The 19,761-nt window shown below is 70.8% G+C and carries 16 protein-coding genes and 1 pseudogene; all 17 read left to right on the forward strand.

Going from position 1 to position 19,761, the window contains the following annotated elements; all coding sequences use genetic code 11:
- Positions 1 to 21: 21 nt before the first annotated feature.
- Positions 22 to 1,068, forward strand: a complete 1,047-nt coding sequence (locus G4G29_RS03030) for an NAD(P)-dependent alcohol dehydrogenase (protein WP_183151815.1) — start codon at positions 22 to 24, stop codon at positions 1,066 to 1,068.
- A 28-nt stretch (positions 1,069 to 1,096) separates the two neighbouring features.
- A pseudogene (locus tag G4G29_RS03035) lies at positions 1,097 to 1,664 on the forward strand (DNA-3-methyladenine glycosylase I).
- A gap of 144 nt (positions 1,665 to 1,808) precedes the next feature.
- Complete coding sequence (locus tag G4G29_RS03040) at positions 1,809 to 2,732, forward strand: hypothetical protein (protein WP_183151816.1); 924 nt, start codon at positions 1,809 to 1,811, stop codon at positions 2,730 to 2,732.
- A 10-nt stretch (positions 2,733 to 2,742) separates the two neighbouring features.
- Positions 2,743 to 5,058, forward strand: a complete 2,316-nt coding sequence (locus tag G4G29_RS03045; RefSeq protein WP_183151817.1) for an Ig-like domain-containing protein — start codon at positions 2,743 to 2,745, stop codon at positions 5,056 to 5,058.
- Positions 5,059 to 5,162: 104 nt separating this feature from the next.
- Complete coding sequence (locus tag G4G29_RS03050; RefSeq protein WP_183151818.1) at positions 5,163 to 6,455, forward strand: fibronectin type III domain-containing protein; 1,293 nt, start codon at positions 5,163 to 5,165, stop codon at positions 6,453 to 6,455.
- Positions 6,456 to 6,474: 19 nt separating this feature from the next.
- Positions 6,475 to 7,863, forward strand: coding sequence for a fibronectin type III domain-containing protein (locus G4G29_RS03055; RefSeq protein WP_274601258.1), 1,389 nt, complete (start codon positions 6,475 to 6,477; stop codon positions 7,861 to 7,863).
- A gap of 47 nt (positions 7,864 to 7,910) precedes the next feature.
- Complete coding sequence (locus G4G29_RS03060) at positions 7,911 to 8,882, forward strand: MoxR family ATPase (protein ID WP_183151820.1); 972 nt, start codon at positions 7,911 to 7,913, stop codon at positions 8,880 to 8,882.
- Entirely contained in the window at positions 8,882 to 10,144 is a 1,263-nt protein-coding gene (locus G4G29_RS03065; protein ID WP_183151821.1) for a DUF58 domain-containing protein, read from the forward strand. The genes G4G29_RS03060 and G4G29_RS03065 overlap by 1 nt, the downstream gene beginning before the upstream one ends.
- The gene (locus tag G4G29_RS21150) at positions 10,141 to 10,710 is read left to right on the forward strand and encodes a hypothetical protein (RefSeq protein ID WP_244632353.1); all 570 of its coding nucleotides are present in this window, start codon (positions 10,141 to 10,143) and stop codon (positions 10,708 to 10,710) included. The genes G4G29_RS03065 and G4G29_RS21150 overlap by 4 nt, the downstream gene beginning before the upstream one ends.
- Entirely contained in the window at positions 10,695 to 11,969 is a 1,275-nt protein-coding gene (locus G4G29_RS21155) for a transglutaminase-like domain-containing protein (protein ID WP_244632354.1), read from the forward strand. The genes G4G29_RS21150 and G4G29_RS21155 overlap by 16 nt, the downstream gene beginning before the upstream one ends.
- A gap of 53 nt (positions 11,970 to 12,022) precedes the next feature.
- Positions 12,023 to 12,535 carry a hypothetical protein gene (locus tag G4G29_RS21160; RefSeq protein WP_244632355.1) on the forward strand — a complete coding sequence of 171 codons (513 nt, stop codon included), beginning with the start codon at positions 12,023 to 12,025 and terminating at the stop codon, positions 12,533 to 12,535.
- Positions 12,532 to 13,854 carry an RDD family protein gene (locus G4G29_RS03075; RefSeq protein ID WP_183151822.1) on the forward strand — a complete coding sequence of 441 codons (1,323 nt, stop codon included), beginning with the start codon at positions 12,532 to 12,534 and terminating at the stop codon, positions 13,852 to 13,854. The genes G4G29_RS21160 and G4G29_RS03075 overlap by 4 nt, the downstream gene beginning before the upstream one ends.
- Before the next feature lie 11 nt (positions 13,855 to 13,865).
- A complete protein-coding gene (locus tag G4G29_RS03080) occupies positions 13,866 to 14,669 on the forward strand; it encodes a protein phosphatase 2C domain-containing protein (RefSeq protein ID WP_244632356.1) in 804 nt (267 codons plus the stop codon).
- A complete protein-coding gene (locus tag G4G29_RS03085; RefSeq protein ID WP_183151824.1) occupies positions 14,669 to 15,898 on the forward strand; it encodes a hypothetical protein in 1,230 nt (409 codons plus the stop codon). Before G4G29_RS03080 ends, G4G29_RS03085 begins: the two co-directional genes overlap by 1 nt.
- A gap of 22 nt (positions 15,899 to 15,920) precedes the next feature.
- The gene (locus G4G29_RS03090) at positions 15,921 to 17,216 is read left to right on the forward strand and encodes a serine/threonine-protein kinase (protein ID WP_345941146.1); all 1,296 of its coding nucleotides are present in this window, start codon (positions 15,921 to 15,923) and stop codon (positions 17,214 to 17,216) included.
- 327 nt (positions 17,217 to 17,543) lie between these two features.
- Complete coding sequence (locus G4G29_RS03095) at positions 17,544 to 18,281, forward strand: hypothetical protein (RefSeq protein ID WP_183151825.1); 738 nt, start codon at positions 17,544 to 17,546, stop codon at positions 18,279 to 18,281.
- The gene (locus G4G29_RS03100; RefSeq protein WP_183151826.1) at positions 18,278 to 19,717 is read left to right on the forward strand and encodes an RDD family protein; all 1,440 of its coding nucleotides are present in this window, start codon (positions 18,278 to 18,280) and stop codon (positions 19,715 to 19,717) included. Before G4G29_RS03095 ends, G4G29_RS03100 begins: the two co-directional genes overlap by 4 nt.
- Positions 19,718 to 19,761 lie beyond the last annotated feature (44 nt).

Below are 19,761 nucleotides of genomic sequence, written 5' to 3' on the forward strand. Positions count from 1 at the left end.
ACCCGATCTGAGGAGCGCGAGATGTCCACCGTCACCGCCTATGCCGCACCGCGCGAAGCCGCACCGCTCGAGAAGACCGTCATCGACAGACGCGAGCTCGGCCCCCACGATGTGCTGATCGACATCGCGTTCGCCGGCATCTGCCATTCCGACATCCACACGGTGCGCGGCGACTGGGGTCCGCAGCAGTACCCGCTCGCGCCGGGGCACGAGATCACGGGCACGGTCGCCGCGGTCGGCTCCGCGGTCACACGTCATGCCGTGGGCGACCGGGTGGGGGTCGGGTGTCTGGTGAACTCCTGCGGCGAGTGCCGGGAGTGCCTGCGCGGGCAGGAGCAGTTCTGCCGTCAGGGCGCCGTCGGCACGTACGGCGCCGTGGATCGCGACGGCAGCATCACGCAGGGCGGATACTCCGAACAGGTCGTGGTGACCGAGGCCTTCGTGCTGCGCATCCCGGATGCGCTGCCGCTCGATGCCGCCGCTCCGCTCCTGTGCGCCGGCATCACGACGTACTCGCCGCTGAGGCACTGGCGGGTCGGGCCCGGCACGAGGGTCGCGGTGGTCGGCCTCGGCGGACTCGGACACATGGGAGTGCAGATCGCGCATGCGCTCGGCGCCGAGGTGACCGTGCTCTCGCAGACCCTGAGCAAGAAGGACGACGGGCTGCGGCTCGGCGCCGATCAGTATCGTGCGACGAGCGACCCGACCACCTTCCGCGAGCTGCGCTCATCGTTCGACGTGATCCTCAACACGGTCAGCGCCCCGGTCGATCTGCGCTCGTACCTCGGCCTGCTCGACGTCGACGGGACGATCGTGTGCATCGGAGCGCCGGCGGAGCCTCTCGCTCTCACGGTCGGGTCCCTCATCGGCGGACGCCGCTCCATCGCGGGCTCCAACATCGGCGGCATCCGCGAGACGCAGGAGATGCTCGACTTCTGCGCCGAGAACGGCATCGTCGCCGAGATCGAGGTCATCAGGGCCACGGAGATCAACACGGCATACGAGCGGGTGCTCGCGTCCGACGTGCGCTACCGGTTCGTCATCGACGCGTCGACCTTCGCGGAGTGACGTCGGCGGTGGCGGATACGTTGGGGAGATGACCTCTTTCCTCACGGGCCCCGACGCCCGCGACCGCTGCGCCTGGGTGGGCGACGACGCCGAGTACCGCCGCTATCACGACGAGGAGTGGGGACGCCGCTGCACGGCGACCGGGCGCTGTTCGAGAAGATGGCGCTCGAGGGTTCCAGGCCGGGATCTCCTGGATCACCATCCTGCGCAAGCGTCCCCGGTTCCGCGAGGTGTTCGCGGGCTTCGAACCCGCCGCCGTGTCCGCGTTCGGGGAAGACGACGTCGAGCGGCTGATGGCCGACGCCGGCATCATCCGCAACCGCGCCAAGATCGAGGCCACGATCGGCAACGCCCGCATCGTCCGCGACATGGCAGGCGGCGAGCTCGACGAGCTGATGTGGTCGTTCGCGCCGCCGGCATCCGACACGCGTCCCGCCGCGTTCGCCGACGTCCCGGCGGTCACCGCGGAGTCGACGGCCTTGAGCACGGAGCTCCGACGGCGCGGGTTCCGCTTCGTGGGTCCGACCACGATGTACGCGCTGATGCAGTCCGCCGGGATGGTCGACGACCACATCGCGGGGTGCTGGCGCGCCTGACACCGGGTGGGGATATCTCCCCATCGAGCGGTATTCCGCGACCCGGTTAGGATGTACGGGTGCTGCACCGGCTCGTCGAGCCCGTGCATGAAGCAATCGGAGTGTCACCCTGGGGGGGAACCGGGAATGAAGGCGTTGTCATGGATGCGCGCGCGACCCAAGACGTTGGCGTCGGCCGCCGGCGTCACGGTCGGTGTCATCGCGATCACCACGATGGCCTTCACCTATGAGGGGTTCCCGACCACCAAGGTCGATCTGAACGACGGCGGCGTGTGGATCACGAAGTCCTCGAGCCTGCTCGTGGGCCACTTCAACAACGAGTCGACCATCCTCGACGGCGGTCTGCGCACCACGAGCGAGAACTACGACATCCTGCAGGCAGCGGCCAACGTGCTCGTCGTGGACCAGAGCGCCTCGACCGTGACGGCGGTCGACCCCGCGCGCGTCTCGCTCGGAGACTCCACCGTCATCCCCTCATCGGCCAAGGTCGCCCTCGGGGCCGAGACGGCCGCGATCCTCGATGAGAAGTCCGGCGACCTGTGGGTCGTCCCCGTGAAGGGGATCGCTTCCTTCGAGATCGAGGCGACGGAACCCATCGCCGAGCTGGGCGAGAACTCCGATGTCACGGTGGCCGACGACGGCACCGTCTTCGCCCTGTCGGCGGAGAAGGGCGAGGTCGTGACCGTGCCGGTCGACCACGAAGGTGTTCCCGGCGATTCGTCTGCGGCGTCGGTCGGAGAACTCGATCTGTCCGAACGGCCCACCATCACCGCCGTCGGTCGCACACCGGTCGTGTTCGACGAGGCCGCAGGGGTCGTCACGACGCCGGGCGGTTTCCGCACCGAGGTCGCGGGCGCGAAGGACGCGGTGCTGCAGCAGGCCTCTGCCGAGACCGACGCCGTCGCCATCGCCACGCCCTCCGCACTGGTGCGCGTCCCCCGACGGCAGCGAGCCGGAGGAGACCTCCGCCGGCAGCGCCGGCACCGCGGCGGCACCCGTGTGGCTGCGGGGGTGCACCTACGGCGCCTGGGCCGGATCCGCGACGTTCATCCGCGAATGCCCGGGTGACTCGAACGACGTGAACGCGCCGATCGAGGGCGCCGAGGAGTCTGCGAGCCTGACCTTCCGCGTGAACCGCGACGTGATCATCCTGAACGACGCCGTCGGCGGCGCCGCGTGGATGGCGAACGAGAGCCTGCAGCGCGTCGACAACTGGAACGACCTCACGCCGCCCGAGGGCGAGACCGAGAACCAGGAGGACTCGACCGAGGAGACGGTCGAGACCACGCTGCCGGAGCGCAGCGAGGAGAACACGCCCCCGATCGCCGAAGACGATTCCTACGGCGTGCGCCCGGGTGCGACGACACTGCTGCCCGTTCTCGACAACGACAACGACCCCGACGGCGACGTGCTCGTGGCGGCTCTGGCCGAGGCGCAGCCCTCCATCGGCACCGTGCAGCCGATCAACAACGGCGGCTCCCTGCAGATCGCGGTCGACGAGAAGGCCTCGGGCACCGCGAGCTTCACCTACGAGGTCGACGACGGTCGCAAGGGCAAGGACACCGCGGTCGTCACGCTCGAGGTGCACGACTGGAACGACAACGCCGCCCCCGGACCGAAGCGGAAGACATCGCTCGCGGTCGAGACCGGCGGCACGATCTCGTACAACATCCTCCCGGACTGGATCGATCCGGACGGCGACGACATCTACCTCAAGGAGGTGATCGCGGCGCCGGGAGACGAGGTCGACTTCAGCAAGGACGGCCAGATCACCTACAAGGCGACCGCCAGCCTGCAGGGGCGCAAGGACGTGCAGGTCACCGTCGCCGACGCGTTCGGCAAGCTCGGCACCTCGACCCTCTCCCTCGACGTCCGCCCCCAGGGGTCGACGAACCCGAAGACCAACGCCGACCACGTGATCACGAAGGTCGGCGAGCAGGTCACGATCGCGCCGACCGCGAACGACACGAGCACCTCGCGCGAGCCGCTGCGTCTGAGCAGGGTCCTCGACACCCTGGGCGCGACGATCGTCCCGAACACCGCCAACAAGACCTTCACCTTCATGGCGGAGGCTCCCGGCGTCTACTACGTGCAGTACCAGGTCACCACGGGCCCGAAGAACGGCGAGGGGCTCGTGCGCGTCGACGTGATGCCCGAGTCGGAGACCGATCTGCCGCCGGTCGCCGTGCGCGACGTCGCGCTGCTGCCCACGGGCGGCGACGTGCTCCTCGGCGTGCTCAACAATGACACCGATCCCGCCGGCGGCATCCTCGTCGTCCAGTCGGTGTCGCTCGAGCCGAACAGCGGCATCTCGGTCTCGGTGCTCAACCACGAGACCCTCCGGATCACCGATCAGGGCGCACTCGAAGAGCAGGTGCGCGTCAAGTACCGCATCTCGAACGGCTCCAAGTCGGCGGAGGGCGAGGTCGTGGTGATCCCGATCCCCGCGCCGGATGAGCTCCGTCAACCTGTCGCGAACCCCGACACCGCGACCGTGCGCGTCGGAGACGTCGTGACCATCCCGGTCCTCGACAACGACACCCACCCGAGCGACGACGTGATGCACGTCGAGCCCGAGCTCATCGAACCGTTCGTGGATCCCGAGGACGGCGAGGCGTTCGTGTCGCAGGACACCGTGCGCTTCAAGGCGGGCCCCGAGGCGAAGACGGTCTACCTCACCTACGAGGTGTCGGACTCCCGTCAGCAGAAGGCGGCGGGCTACGTCACGATCCAGATCATGCCGATCGACGAGGAGACCAACGCGGCCCCGCGTCCGCAGGATCTCGTCGCCCGTGCCCTGGCCGGCACCGAGGTGAACATCGCCGTCCCGCTCGACGGCATCGACACCGACGGCGACTCGGTCGAGCTCGTCGGCATCGAGTCGAGCCCCTCGAAGGGGCGCGTCACGAACGGTCCGAACTACTTCACCTACGAGGCGGCAGACGGCGCATCCGGCGTCGACGTGTTCAAGTACCGGGTGCGCGACAGGCTCGGCAAGGAGGGCATCGCCACGGTGCGGGTGGGCATCGCGCCCGCGGAGGAGATCAACCAGCCGCCGTACGCGGTCAAGGACGCGGTCGTCGTGCGACCGGGCAGGGAGATCGCTGTACCCGTGCTCGAGAACGACTCCGATCCCGAGGGCGACAAGGTCTCGCTCGTCAAGGACGGTCTCGAGCTGCCCGACGGCCTGGAGGCGCGCGTCTCCGGGGACCGGGTGATCGTGCAGGCGCCGAACGGACCCACCGAGACCTCACTGCAGTACACCGCGGCGGATGCGCGCGGGGCGACGGCCACCGCGACCCTGCAGATCACCGTCGACGAAGACGTCCCGCTGCAGGCGCCGGTCGCCCGCGACGATCGGCTGCTGCCGACCGACCTCAGGACGGCGGTCTGACGGCCGACCTCGACATCCTCGCGAACGACGAGGATCCCGACGGCACGACAGACCGGCTCACGGTCGACGTCGGCGAAGGCGGCACCCGGCTCGAGAACGGCAAGGTGCGCGTCACCGTCACCGACGAGCTCCAGCTGATCCGCTACACCCTCACCGACCGCGACGACCTGAAGGCGTCGGCGTTCATCTTCGTGCCCTCGAGGTCCGACCTGCGTCCGACGCTCACGTCGACGAAGCCGCTCGAGGTGGTCAGCGGCGAGACCGAGACGCTGCCGCTCTCGAAGTACGTCACCGTGGCGGGCGGCGGCGATGTCATCATCACCGAGAAGGAGCGGATCAGCGCGAACCACGCCGACGGCGCCGACCTGCTCGTCGACGAGAAGACGCTCGTCTACACGTCGGCGCAGGGGTACTTCGGGCCCGACGCGCTCACCTTCGAGGTCACCGACGGCGACGGACCCGACGACCCCGAGGGGCGCAAGGCGACGCTGAGCATCCCGATCAACGTGCTGCCGCCGGAGAACCAGCAGCCGAAGTTCATCCAGGGCCAGGTCAACGTCGCCCCGGGCGAGCCGGCGACCTCGCTCGACCTCGCGGCACTGACCGACGACCCCGACCCCGAAGACAAGGGCAAGCACGACTACGCGCTCATCGGCGGGGAGGAGAAGGGCGTCTCCGCGCGCATCGACGGCGGCGACAAACTCGTCGTCGAGGCGGCGTCGAACGCCAAGAAGGGCACCGCGGTCACGCTGAAGCTGCGCATCTCGGACGGCACCACCGAGCCGGTCGAGGGCACGGTCGCCGTGATGGTCACGGCGTCGACCCGATCGATGCCTGCGGCGAACACCGACACGATCGCCGAGGCCGATGCGGGCAAGACCATCACGGTGCCCGCGCTCGCGAACGACTACAACCCGTTCCCCGAGACGCCGTTGAAGATCGTCTCGGCCGTGACCGAATCGGGTGTCGGCGACGTCGAGTTCACCGAGGATCAGGTCACCGTGACGCCGGCGAAGTCCTTCGTCGGGACCCTCGTGGTCCGCTACCGCATCCAGGATGCGACCGAAGACGCCGACCGCGAGGTCAACGGCCAGATCGTCGTGACCGTGCAGGACGTGCCGGATGCGCCAGGGGTTCCGACGATCGCCAGCGTTCAGGACCGCACGGTGGTCGTGTCGTTCTCGGCGCCGTCGAACAACGGCGCGGAGATCACGAAATACACCGTGAGATCGGTCGGCGGCAGCCCGTACACCAAGGAGTGCCAGTCCACGACCTGCACGCTCGACGGCCTCACCAACAACGTCGAGTACACGTTCCAGGCGACGGCGACCAACCGCGTCGGCGAGTCCGGAGCCGTCCGGCCTGTCGGCGCCCGCCCGCCCCGACGCGCGTCCTGACACGCCGAACCCGCCGACCCTGGCCTTCGGCGACAAGTCGCTCAAGGTGGCCTGGGTGACCCCGTCGACCCCTGGTTCGCCGGTCGAGCGGTACACGCTCGAGATCTCGCCCGCACCCCCCTCCGGCATCACGCAGAAGGAGGTCACGGGCAACTCCACCACGTGGGAGGGGCTCGAGAACGGATCGGACTACCAGGTCAGGGTGCAGGCACACAACAGGGCGCCCGACCCCTCGAGCTGGAGCGGCTGGTCGGCGTCCGAGATCCCGGCGGGTCCGCCGCTCCCGCCCGCGGCGCCCACCACGAGTGAGCTCTCGCCGGTCGACGGTCGCGCGCAGATGCAGGTGAGCTGGACCACGCCCGATAAGAACGGCGACGCGATCCGCGGCTACCGCCTCGAGGTGCTGCGCGGCGGCCAGGTGATCGACACGCTCACCCCTGGCCCGGAGGCGCTGAGCCAGACCGTGGTCGTCGACCCGTCGGAGACCGCGTACACGTACCGGATCCAGGCGAACAACAAGGCCGGATGGGGCGATCTGAGCGCCGAGTCCGCCCCGCGACGCGGTGTGGTGCCGCCCGGTGCGCCGACGAGCCTCAAGGTCACGAAGGAAGGCGACCGCGCGCTCACGATCTCGTTCAACGAGGGCTCCCGCGGCGGCGCGACCGCCGGGGAGATCACCAACCAGTACCGCCTCAACGGCGGCAGCTGGAACACCGTGCCGGGCAACAGGGTCATCGGCGGCCTCACCAACGGCAAGGACTACCGGGTCGAGGTGCGAGCGGTCGCGAACGTCAGCGGATCGACATACCCCGGCGCCGTCTCCAACTCGGCGACGGGCAACCCGTACGGCGTCCCGAGCCCGCCGGCGGTGAGCGCGGAGTCGCTCGAGAGTCAGGTGCGGCTGAACTGGAACGCCAACGGCTCCGCCAACGGGCGCAACATCACCGAGGTGCACATCAGCATCGACGGCGGCGGCTGGCAGGGTGTCGCCGCGACCGGGTCGGTGAACGTCGGCACCTACAGCGAGCACCACACCATCCGCGCCAGGGCGAAGGACTCCACGGGCGTCTGGTCGGACGTGAGCCCGTCAGCGGGCGCGACCGCGAAGGACAAGCCGCAGCCGCGGTGGTGGGCGTCGCAGGGGACGGACTCCGGGAACTGCAGCCCTGACACGTGCTACTACCTGAACCTGAACACGTCGAACGTGCCGGCGGGGCAGTACCGGATCCGCTGCCTCGAGAACGGCACTCCCTACCGCTCCGCGTCGGGTCAGACCTCGAACTACAACACGTACAACGTCCCGGCCAACGGCACCATCCGGCTCTCCTGCTGGCACGGTGGCATGAACCGCACGCTGCAGGCCGACATCCAGGGCGTCGGCTGGTCCGAGGCCACCTCCTGGCCGTGATGGTCACCGGCCGCCCCTGAACTCCCACACGAAGGAACGACACACTCATGACAATGACCCCCGAGCAGGCGGCCTGGTTCCAGGGCACCTTCCAGCGACTGGTCGAGAACGTCGACAAGGCCGTGCAGGGCAAGCAGGAGATCGTCGGCCTCGTGCTGGCGTCGATGCTCGCCGAGGGCCATGTGCTCCTGGAGGATGCACCAGGCACGGGGAAGACGAGCCTCGCCAAGGCGCTCGCGGCGACCGTCCAGGGCACCAGCGCGCGCATCCAGTTCACCCCCGACCTGCTCCCGTCCGACGTCACCGGTGTGACGATCTACGACCAGCAGTCGCACCGGTTCGAGTTCCACAAGGGCCCGATCTTCGCGTCTATCGTGCTGGCCGACGAGATCAACCGCGCATCGCCCAAGACCCAGTCGGCGCTGCTGGAGGTCATGGAGGAGTCGCGCGTGACCGTCGACGGCGTCACGCACGAGGCCGGGCGTCCGTTCCTCGTGATCGCGACGCAGAACCCCATCGAGCAGGCCGGTACCTACAAGCTCCCCGAAGCCCAGCTCGACCGCTTCCTGATCAAGACCTCGATCGGCTACCCCGACCTCGCGGTGACCGAGAGCATCCTGGCCGGTGCGTCCGACCGCAACCCGTCCGCCGGTCTCTCGGCGATCATCACGACGAGCGCCGTCGCCGATATGGCCGACCTCGCCGCGTCCGTCCACGTGGAGCCCGCCGTGCTCCGCTACGTCGCCGAACTCGCCGAGGCGACGCGTGAGGACTCGGCGATCCGACTCGGTGTCTCGGTGCGTGGGGCGATCGCGATGATCCGCATCGCCAAGGTGTGGGCCGCGGCGCAGGGGCGTCACTTCGTGCTCCCCGACGACATCAAGGCCCTCGCCCGTCCGGTGTGGCAGCACCGTCTGCTGCTCGACGCCGAGGCGGAGTTCGCCGGCACGACCAGCGACACCGTGATCGCCCGCGTGCTCGACGGCGTCGCCGCTCCGCAGGCCCGAGCGGCGGCCTGATGACCGCGGAGGCCCTTCCGGCGTCGCCGCCGCAGACGGAACGCGACGCCGGCTGGCGTGATGTCGCGGCCGTCCTCGGTGCGCGTGCCCTGGTGCGCCTCCGCAAGATCACCGCGGCGATCCGTCCGCTCGCGTGGGTGCTGATGGCTCTCGCGATCGGGTTCTGGGTGCTCGGGCAGATCGCCGGATGGTCGGAGTTCACGGTCGCGGCCGTCGTGATCGCGGTCGCGGTCGCGGTGTGCGCGCTGTTCCTGATCGGGCGCACCGCGTACGACGTCTCGCTCGACCTCGCCCGCACCCGGGTGGTCGTCGGCGAGCGCGCGGTCGGTGCGCTCACCCTCGCCAACCGCGGCAGCAGGGCGATCCTGCCGTCTCGTGTGGTGCTCCCGGTCGGCTCGGGCCGAGGAGAGTTCGGGATCCAGCGGCTCGCACCGGGGGAGGAGGCGGAGGAGCTCTTCGCCATTCCCACGCAGAAGCGCGGTGTGGTCAAGGTGGGTCCGGTGAGCGTGGTGCGCGGAGACCCGCTCGGGCTCTTCGAACGGGCGCACCGGCGTGACGATCCTGTCGACCTGTTCGTGCACCCGCGCACCGTGCTGTTCGACGGACAGTCGCTCGGTTACCTGCGCGACCTGGAAGGGCTGCCGGCGGCGGATCTGTCCCGCGACGACGTGTCCTTCCACGCCCTGCTCGAGTACCAGCCCGGTGACGACCTGCGTCATGTGCACTGGCGTTCGACGGCGCGCACCGGCACGATGATGGTCCGTCAATACGAGGAGACCCGCCGGTCGCACTTCGTGATCGGCCTCTCGCGCTCGGTCGCCGACTACGCCACCGCCGACGACTTCGAGCTCGGGATCTCGGCCGCCGGGTCGATCGGTCTCCGCGCGCTCCGCGACTCCCAGCGCGTCGACGTGCGCGTGCAGGGGCGCGAGCTGCCGGCCGGCACGGGCAAGCAGCTCCTCGACTCGCTCTCGGCCGTGGAGAACAGCAAGGCGAGGGAGGGCGGCATCGCCGACCTCGCCGGCATCGTCTCGGCCACGATGCCGCTCGCGAGCGTCGTCGTGCTCGTCTGCGGATCCCGCGTGCCCTCGGACGATCTCCGTCTCGCCTGCTCCCGGCTCCCCTTCGGCGCCAAGGTCCTCGCCGTCGTCGCCGACACGTCGGCGAAAGCCCCGGCGCTCCGGCGGATCGGCGACGCCGATGTCGTCACGGTCGGCGCTCTCGAACAGATCCCCCTCGCTCTGCAGAAGGTGCTCGCATGACCGGGTCCGCCACCGCATCCGGCGTTCTGCCGCTCCGCCGCTGGATCCTCGATCTGGGAGCGTCCGCCCTCCTGGTCGTCACCGCGCTCGTGGGGTTCTGGCCGACGTTCGCCGGTGGGTCGTTCCTCCCGGCCGTGATCGGCGGCCTCGTGCTCGGACTCGCGATCGCGGCCGTCGCCGCATGGCGCCGGTGGGGCATCCTGATCATCGCCGGGCTCACGGTCGCCGCCTACTTCGTGTTCGGCGGGGCGCTGGCCCTGCCGCAGACGACGATCCTCGGGGTCATCCCGACGCTGGACACCCTGCAGAAGCTCGCGGTCGGCACCGTGACCGCCTGGAAGCAGATGCTCACCACGGTCGCGCCGGTCGCGGCCGCCGACGGACACCTCGTCGTCCCGTTCCTGCTGGCGCTCGTGGCATCCGTGCTCACCGCGTCGCTCGCGCTGCGCCTGCCGCAGGTCGCATGGGCGCTGCTCCCCGCCGGCGTGCTGCTCATGCTCGTCATCGCGCTCGGCACCCCGAGCCCGCTTTCCCGCTGGTCCAGGGCCTCGTGTTCGCTGTGGTGAGCATGTCGTGGCTCGCGCTGCGCCAGCTCTGGGCGCCGCAGAACATGGCCGTGTCGGTCAGCGAGGTCGACCCCTCCCGTGGGGCCCACATGCGCACGCGCCGTCTGCTCGCGGGCGTCGCGGTGCTCGCCGTCGCGGCAGGCACCGGTGTCGCCGCCAGTGCGATCGCGACCCCGGCGCAACCGCGGCACGTGTTCCGCGACGTGATCATCCCGCCGTTCGACATCCGCGACTATCCGAGTCCCCTGCAGGCGTTCCGCAAGAACGTGCGCGACGAGGCCGACAAGACGCTGTTCACGGTGCAGGGCCTGCCCAAGGACGCCCGCATCCGGACGGCCGTGATGGACCAGTTCGACGGGATGGTCTACAACGTCACCGACGGCGGTCCCACGTCGTCGAGCGCGTTCGCCCCGTTGCGCTCGAACATGGCGCCGGAGGCCGAAGGTGTCCCCGTGACGCTGAAGTTCGCGATCGACGGGTATCGCGGCGTGTGGATGCCGACGGCCGGAGAGCTGTCGGAGATCCACTTCGAGGGCGACCGCGCCGAAGACCTGCGCCGCGGGACGTTCGTGAACACCGTGACGGGCACGGCGGTCGCCACGCCGAAGCTGGGTGCCGGCGACGAGTACGTGGTCGATGCCGTGATGCCCGCCGTCCCCGATGACGAACAGCTCGCCGAGGTGCCGTTCGGCAAGGTCACGATGCCGAAGCCGAGCAACGTGCCGGAAGAGCTCACCTCGCTCGCGGCCGAGACCGTGACCGATGCCGAGACCCCGATCGAGCAGGTCAGGGCGCTGGAGAACCTCCTCTCGGAGGGCGGCTTCTTCAGTCACGGCCTCGAGGGCGAGGTGCTGTCGCGTGCGGGGCACACCGCCGAGCGCATCTCGACGCTCGTCGGCGCCGAGCAGATGATCGGCGACGACGAGCAGTACGCCGTGGCGATGGCTCTGCTGGCGGGGCAGCTCGACATCCCCGCGCGGGTGGTCATGGGCTACTACCCCGACGAGGAGCAGGCGGGTGAGGCGGTGTTCGCCGCCACCGGCGACAACGTGCACGCGTGGGTCGAGGTCAACTTCGAGGGCGTCGGATGGGTGACCTTCAATCCGACCCCGCCCGAGGACCAGGTGCCCAACGACCAGAACACGAAGCCGCGCGTCGACCCGAAGCCGCAGGTCCTGCAGCCGCCGCCCCGCCGCAGGAGCCCGTCGACCTGCCGCCCACGCTCCCCGACGACCGCGAGTCCGAGGATGAGAGCCTGAATCTCGCCGGCATCATCGGGGCGATCCTCCTGATCGGCGGCATCACGCTCGCCGTGATCGCCGTGCTCGCCTCGCCGTTCATCGTGATCGGCGCATGGAAGGCGGCGAAGCGGCGTTCGCGCCGTGCGGCTGCGCGCGCCTCCGACCGCATCAGCGGCGGCTGGGACGAGTTGACCGACCGTGCGATCGACTACGGCGCACGCCTCGCGCCGGGTGGCACGCGCACGGAGGAAGCGGCTGTCGTGGCCTCCGCGCTGACGGTGCCGCAGGTCACGGCGCTCGCCGACCGTGCCGACGCCGAGGTGTTCGGACCGGCCGAACCGACCCCGCAGGACGTGGAGTCGTTCTGGCACGAGGTCGACGAGATCGTGGGCGGCCTCGGCAAGGAGGCCGGCTTCTGGAAGCGCGTCAAGGCACGGCTGAGCCTTCGTTCCCTGATCGGCGGAACCGCCATCTCGCACGGTCTGCAGAACCTGAAGGATGCCGCGACCGCGCGCGTGCGGCGCGAACCTGGCACCATCAAGAGCAGCACGACGCCCCCGTCCTCCGAGAGTGAGACCCCATGACGCAGCCCGCGCTCGATCAGATCGCGCCGATCTCCCGTCGCGCGGTCGCGTACATCATCGATGCCCTGATCGCCGGGGGCCTCGCGATCGTGCTCGGCGGCGGACTGCTGGTCGCCGCCTCCCTCTCCGGCAGCGCCGAGAAGATGCTCGGGATCCTCCTGATCGGCGGCCCGGTGGTGAGCCTCGTGCTCCTCGGCTGGTTCGTCGTCTACACGATCATGCAGGCGGGCAGCGGCTCGATCGGGATGCGGGCGCAAGGTCTGCGGCTCGTCTCCGCGGCGGAGGGGAAGCCGCTCGGATTCGGGCGGGCTCTGCTGCGGAACATCATCTTCGGCCTCGCCGCCGCGGTGGTCGTCGGCTACTTCAGCCCGCTCTTCGACGGTTCCGGCCGCTTCCAGGGGTGGCACGACAAGGTCGCCGGTTCGCTGATGCTCGATGCACGGGTGTCGGCGTCCGCCGCGCCGGCATCCGCCGCTGCGGCGGCGATCCCGCCCGCCCCCACGACGTCGATCCCCGCCGCACCCCTCGCCCCGGGCGCCGGTCATCCGGCTCCGGCGGCATCTCCGGCCCCGGCGATCCCCGGTCTTCCGCCGACCGCCGCGGCCCCCGCTGCTCCTTCCGCCGCGGTGCCGGCGTACGTTCCGCCGCGGCCTGCGGCACCCGCAGCCCCGGTGGCCGACGCCGGTTCGCTGATCGCCTTCGTCCCCGGGGTCACCCAGGACGCGCCTGCGCGCCCCGCACCGGTCGTGGAGCCGGAACTCGATGCGACCGTGCAGCAGCGGCCGGAGCCCGCCGTCGCGGCACCGCCGGCACCGTCCGTGCCCGAGCCCGCGGCGGCACCGGCCGCACCCGCTCCCGCAGCGGCGGAACCTCCCGCACCTCCGGCCCCCGCCGCAGCGTCGGCACCCGCACCCGCACCCGCAGCAGCGCCGGCGCCCGTCGCGTTCGTCTCCGTCGAGGAGGACGATCTGGAGGACACGCGGATCAGCGTTCCCGGACACCGGCTGGTGTTCACCTGGGACGACGGGACACGCGTCTCGGTGTCTCGCCGCACGATCTTCGGCCGCAACCCCGCGCCAGAGGAGGGAGCGACGCTCGTGCCCGTGCGTGACGAGACGCTCTCGCTCTCCAAGACGCACTTCGAGGCCGCAGCAGAGACCTCCGGCGGGTGGGTACGGGATCGTCACTCCACGAACGGCATGACCATCGTGCGCGACGGACAACGCATCGCGTGCCCGGCCGGTCAACGCGTGCCGATCCGTCTCGGTGATGCGATCGAGATCGGCGACCGCATCGTGACGATCGGCGGCTACGCGTGAGGGCCGGGCTGGTGGTGACCACCGCGGCGGCGACGCATCCGGGCCTCCGGCGCGCGCTGAACGAAGACGCGCATCTCGCCTCTGCGCCGGTGTTCCTCGTCGCCGACGGGATGGGCGGGCACGAGGCCGGCGAGCGCGCGAGCGCCGCGGTGATCACCGAGTTCGCACGGTACATCGGTCGCCCCGCGCTCGAGCTCGACGACGTCCGCCATGCGCTGACCCTCGCCAGGGCGAGCGTCGAGGAGCTGTCCACATCCGGGAACGGCCGCGCCGGCACGACGCTCAGCGGTGTCGTCATCGCCTCGGTCGACGGGATGGGCTACTGGCTCACGGTCAACATCGGCGACTCCCGCACGTATCGGTTCGCCGACGGCGAGCTGGAGCAGATCAGCGTCGATCACTCGGTCGTCCAGGAGCTCATCGAGTCGGGTGAGCTCACCCCCGAGGAGGCGGTCTCCGATCGCCGCCGCAACATCATCACCCGAGCGATCGGGGCGAGCAGCACCGGAGACGCCGACTACTGGATGTTCCCCGCCGAGCTCGGCGACCGGATCCTCGTGTGCTCGGACGGCCTCACATCGGAGGTGCCCGACGCCCGCATCCGCGAGGTGCTGGCGACCGAGCCCGATCCGCAGCTCGTGGTCGACGCACTGACGGCGGATGCCGTCGCCGCAGGGGGCAGGGACAACATCACCGTGATCGTCGTCGATGCCGTCTCGGTGGCCTCGCGTCCCGGCACTCTGCTGGCGACCGACGACGCCGACATCGACCTGGACACGCGTCCACGGGAAGCCGCAGCAGGAGGGGTTCGCTGATGCAGACCAACTACCGACCGGGTGACTGGTACCTGATCGTCATCCCCGGTGCGCTCGTCGCCCTGCCGCCGGATGTCCCCGGTGAGGTCGTGGCACGCCTGTGGGAGCGGATGCCGGCGGAGAAGACCCTCGCGACGGTCGTCGACGTGCTCACCACGCACGCCGGCGGCTCGTTCACGTCGCTGCCGTCGTTCGTCGCCGCGGTGGCCGAAGGCGCCGACGTGCGGATCGCCCTGCGCGGGCAGGTCACCGCGCACGTGACGTGTGCCGCGGAGGCGCTCGAGCTCTCGGGCGCCGAGGTCACGACGTGGAACGAGCGCTTCCTGAGCGATGCGTCGACGATCGAGATCGTGGTCGAGACGGTCACCGCCGCCGACGCGCTCCCGGTGCAGAGCGGCATCGTGCGGGCGGCCGCTGTGAGTGCCGAGCTCGAGCCGAGCGACGCGGAGCCGCTCACCGCCGCCCTGGGCCCGGCACCTGTCGTGGGGGCGGCGGACGCCGCGTCCGTGCCCGCCACCGCCACCGCCGACGCACAACCCGAGCCGCAGCCGGAACCCGAGCCGCAGCCGGAGCCCGAGCCCGAGCCGGAACCCGAGCCGGAGCCGGAGCCTGAACCCGAGCCGCAGCCCGAGCCGACGCCGGTGATCGAAGACGCGTTCCTGCCCCCGACCGAGGTGACGCTCGCTCCTCCCGTCGACGAAGACTTCGATCAGCTGTGGGGCGCGACCGTGCATTCCGCCGGTGCCGCTGCCGCACCGGCTGCTCCGCCCGTTCCGGTGGTTCCTCTCACCACCGAGGGCGACCACGACGGGGCGACGGTCTCGGCGGCCGAACTCCGTGCGCTGCGCCAGCAGCCCCCGTCCGCCGACGATGTCGCGACCGCCGTGCTCGACGTGACGCCGCCGACCGCGGCATCGGTGGGACGCATCCGCCTCTCCACCGGTCAGGTGGCGGCGCTCGACCGCACGGTGATCATCGGACGCCGCCCGCGTTCGACACGCGCGAGCGGAGCGAACCTGCCGCACCTGATCGCGGTCGAGAGCCCGCAGCAGGACATCTCGCGCAGTCACCTCGAGGTCAGGCCCGGGGCGACACCGTCGTGGTCATCGACCTGCACACGACGAACGGGTCCACCCTGCTCCGCCCCGGCGCCGACCCGGTCCGGCTGCACCCCGGCGAGCAGACGCTCGTCCTCTCCGGCGATGTGGTGGACCTCGGCGACGGAGTGACCGTCGCGTTCGAGGACCTGCCGTGAGTCGTCGCCCCTCACCGCCGCCCGATCTGCCCGGCTTCACGTACGTGGAGCCGCTGGGGACCGGTGGCTTCGCCGACGTCTTCCTGTACGAGCAGGAGATGCCCCGCCGAAGGGTCGCGGTGAAGGTGCTCCTCGCCGACCGCATCTCCAGCAGCGCGGCGCAGGAGTTCGCCGACGAGGCCAACGTCATGGCGATGCTGTCGACGCACCCGGCGATCGTCACGATCTACCAGGCGGGCGTCGCGGGCGATGGCCGCCCGTACCTCGTCATGGAGTACTGCCCGCGCCCGAACCTCCAGATCCGCTCCCGCAAGGAGCCCTTCTCGGTGGCCGAGGCCCTGCGCGTCGGCATCCAGGTCGCCGGTGCGGTCGAGACCGCCCACCGCGCCGGGGTGCTGCACCGCGACATCAAGCCGGCGAACATCCTCGTCACGGAGTACAACCGGCCGGCGCTCACAGACTTCGGGATCGCCTCGACGACGGGGGCGACGGGCGAGGCCTCCGGGATGTCGATCCCGTGGTCCCCGCCCGAAGAGTCGTTCGCCGAGCCGCCGCAGAGCGGTCCTCGCACCGACGTCTGGGCGCTCGGAGCCACGCTCTACACGCTGCTGGCCGGTCGCTCCCCGTTCGAGCGGCAGGGCGAGCGGAACTCGAGCGCCGATCTCATCGAACGCATCGAGCGCGCCGCGCTGCCGTCGCTGAAGCGGCCGGATTCCCCGAGAGCCTGCAGCGCCTGCTCGAACGGTCGATGGCGAAGAACCCCGACGATCGCTTCCCGAGCGCCGTGGCCTTCGCGCGCGCTCTGCAGAAGGTGCAGATCGAGCTCTCGCACTCGGTCACGCCGATCGACATCGTCGACGATCATCCACCGGCAGAAGACCTGGAGGACGACGGCGACGGTCTCACCCGGGTGCGGGAGATCGTCAGCATCGACCCTGATGTGGCATCCTTCACCCGGCCGTCGGCGACGACGCAGCGGAAGGAGGCGCCAGCGCCGCTCTCGGGAGTGCCGCGCTTCGATGCGCCGGTGCCCGACGAGTCGACCGTCGAGCAGACGCAGCTGCGGGCACCAGCGCCCGTGCCGGCGCCCGTCCTTCCGCCGAGTGCCGACGATCGGACGATCGCGCGCGCGCCGATGGTCGTCGCACCCGATGCGGCGGCGCCGGCGCTCGCGCCCGCCGGAGCCCCCGCGGCACCGGAGCCCCCGCGCGAGCCGCGCAGCCGCAGGGGCCTGTGGATCACGCTCGCCGCGGCAGCGGTCGTGCTGGTGGTCGGCGGGATCATCGGGATGAACCTGCTGGTGGCCGGAGTCGAGCCCGAACCGGAGGAGACGGCCCAGGCGGTCGATCCGAAGGATGTCGGCACGGATGTCGTGCCGAAGGTCACCGAGCTCTCCGGTACCCGCCAGGGGGACCGCGTCGTCTTCACGTGGACGAATCCGAGTCCGCTCGAGGGGGACTCCTTCATCTGGACCGAGGTCAAGGTGTCGGGCGAGATCGATCCGCAGCAGACGCCGGAGACGACCGCGACGGTCCCCGCGGCTACCGGGACCGTCTGCATCGACGTGATGCTGCGCCGCGACGACGGTCGGGCGTCCGAGACCGTACGGGGTGCGTGGAGTGAGCGATGCCGGTGGTGCGGGTGGGGTGACCGTCGAGTTCGCCGGGGAGTACTTCCCCGTGCGTCGAGGCGGCCGGTTCATCGTGGGGCGGGAGGGCGACCTCGAGCTCGACGACAACCTGTTCCTGCACCGGCACTTCCTCGAGATCACCGACGCCGACGGCCTGTGGTGGCTGTCGAACGTGGGCACCCGGCTCACCGCGACCGTGACCGACTCGGCCGGCGGTGTGCAGGCCTGGCTCGCACCGGGAGCTCGGCTGCCCCTGGTGTTCGAGAAGACCACGATCGTGTTCAGCGCGGGGCCGACGACCTATGAGCTCACGCTGCACGCGGCCGAGCCCACGTTCCGGGCCACGAGACGCGAGCACGATGACGGGGGCGCATCCACGATCGGCGACGTCCCCCTCACGCTCAGCCAGAAGCTGCTCATCCTCGCGCTCGCCGAGCCGCAGCTGCGCAGGGACGGCACGGGCATGAGCGAGATCCCGACCTCGGCGAAGGCGGCGGAGCGGCTGGGATGGACGGTCACCCGCTTCAACCGCAAGCTCGACAACGTCTGCGACAAGTTCGACCGGATCGGCGTGCCCGGTATGCGCGGCGGGCAGCGCAGCTTCGCGACGAACCGCCGCGCACGCCTGGTCGAGCATGTCATCGCCTCGCGCCTCGTCGGCAAGAACGACCTGCCGCTGCTCGACACCCCGCACTCCGTCGACGATGTCGAGGGAGAGCAGGAGTGATCTGGGAGATCGACGACGGCGCTCCCGAGATCGAAGGCCTCGACGCGCAGGGACGCCCTGATCCCGCCTATGCGGCGGCGCTCGGACTGCGACCGGCGGGTCGCGGTGCACGCGTTCTCGCGGCGCTGCTGGAGTGGACGGTGGCCGTGCTCATCGCGCTGCCGGCGATCATCGCGCTGACCCCGGTGCTCGCGCAGGTGGCGTCGGGGCGGTTCGACCCCGCGGAGTTCTTCGCGCGCGGCGACCTCGTGTGGATCATCGTCGCGGTCGCGGCCTCGCAGGGCCTGATGATCGCGTACGTCGTGGTCCAGCTCGTGCTGCACGGGCGCAAGGGCGTCACGCTCGGCAAGGCGGTCTGCGGCATCCGGTCGGTCAACGTCCGTACCCTGGAGCGGCCAGGATTCTGGCGCGGGGCGGTGGTGCGGTACCTCGTCGCCTACGCCTCGCTGATCGTTCCGGTCATCGGCCCGGTGCTGGTGATCATGCTCTCGCCCCTCTTCGACATCGAGCGGCGCGGGCGCGGATGGCTCGACCTCGCGGCTGCGACCTGGTTCGTCGACGTGCGCGGCGGACTCAACCCGTACGACTCGAAGCGCATGCGCATCGCGCGCAAGCGTGTGAAGACCCCGGAGCACGAGGAGAAGGCGCCGCTGCCGTCGCTGGCCACCCCGGTGCACCGCGACGCCCCGGCAGAGTACGTCCCCAGTGCACGCTTCTCCGGTGGTGTGATCGGCGCGCACCGCGCCACGTCAGGACCCGCGACCGAGCAGCCGGAGACCCCGGCGCCGGGCTCGATGGTCTCTTCCGTGCCGCCGTCACTGGCCACAGGAGCCCCGGCGCCCGCATCCTTCGCGCCGCCGGCTCCCGCGGTCCCGTCCCCGGCTCCCGCTCCGATTCCCGCTCCCGTTCAGGCTCCCGCGGCCCCCGCTCCCGTTCAGGCTCCCGCGGCCCCGGCTCCCGTTCAGGCTCCCGCGGCCCCGGCTCCCGCTCCCGCTCCCGCGACTCCGGCCCCCGCGGTTCCGGCGTCGTCTGCGGCTCCTGCGGCTCAGGATCCCGCTCCGGCGCCCGTCGATCCGCAGAGCGAGGCACTCCTTGCCGCCCCGGCAGGCGTACGCGCGATCCTCGTCCTCGACACGGGCGAGCGCATCGAGGTGCGCGGGACCACGCTGCTCGGGCGATCGCCGAGTGCCGCCGCCGGCGAAGGCGCCGCGCACCTGGTGCCGGTCGTCGACGACACCCGCTCGGTGTCCAAGACGCACATCGCGGTGATGCCCACGCGGCGCGGAGTGCTCGTGGTCGATCGCGCATCGACCAACGGCAGCGCGATCGTGCGAGGCGGATCCGAGACGGCGCTGCCCGCCGGGCATCCCGCAGAGTTGCAGATCGGCGACACGGTGCGCTTCGGCGACCGCTCCCTGAAGGTGGAATGGGTATGACCCCGATCAGTGTGATGCGCCACCGGCGCGGTGAGGACGAGCGA

Source organism: Microbacterium sp. Se63.02b (assembly GCF_014171575.1).
Taxonomy (GTDB): Bacteria; Actinomycetota; Actinomycetes; order Actinomycetales; family Microbacteriaceae; genus Microbacterium.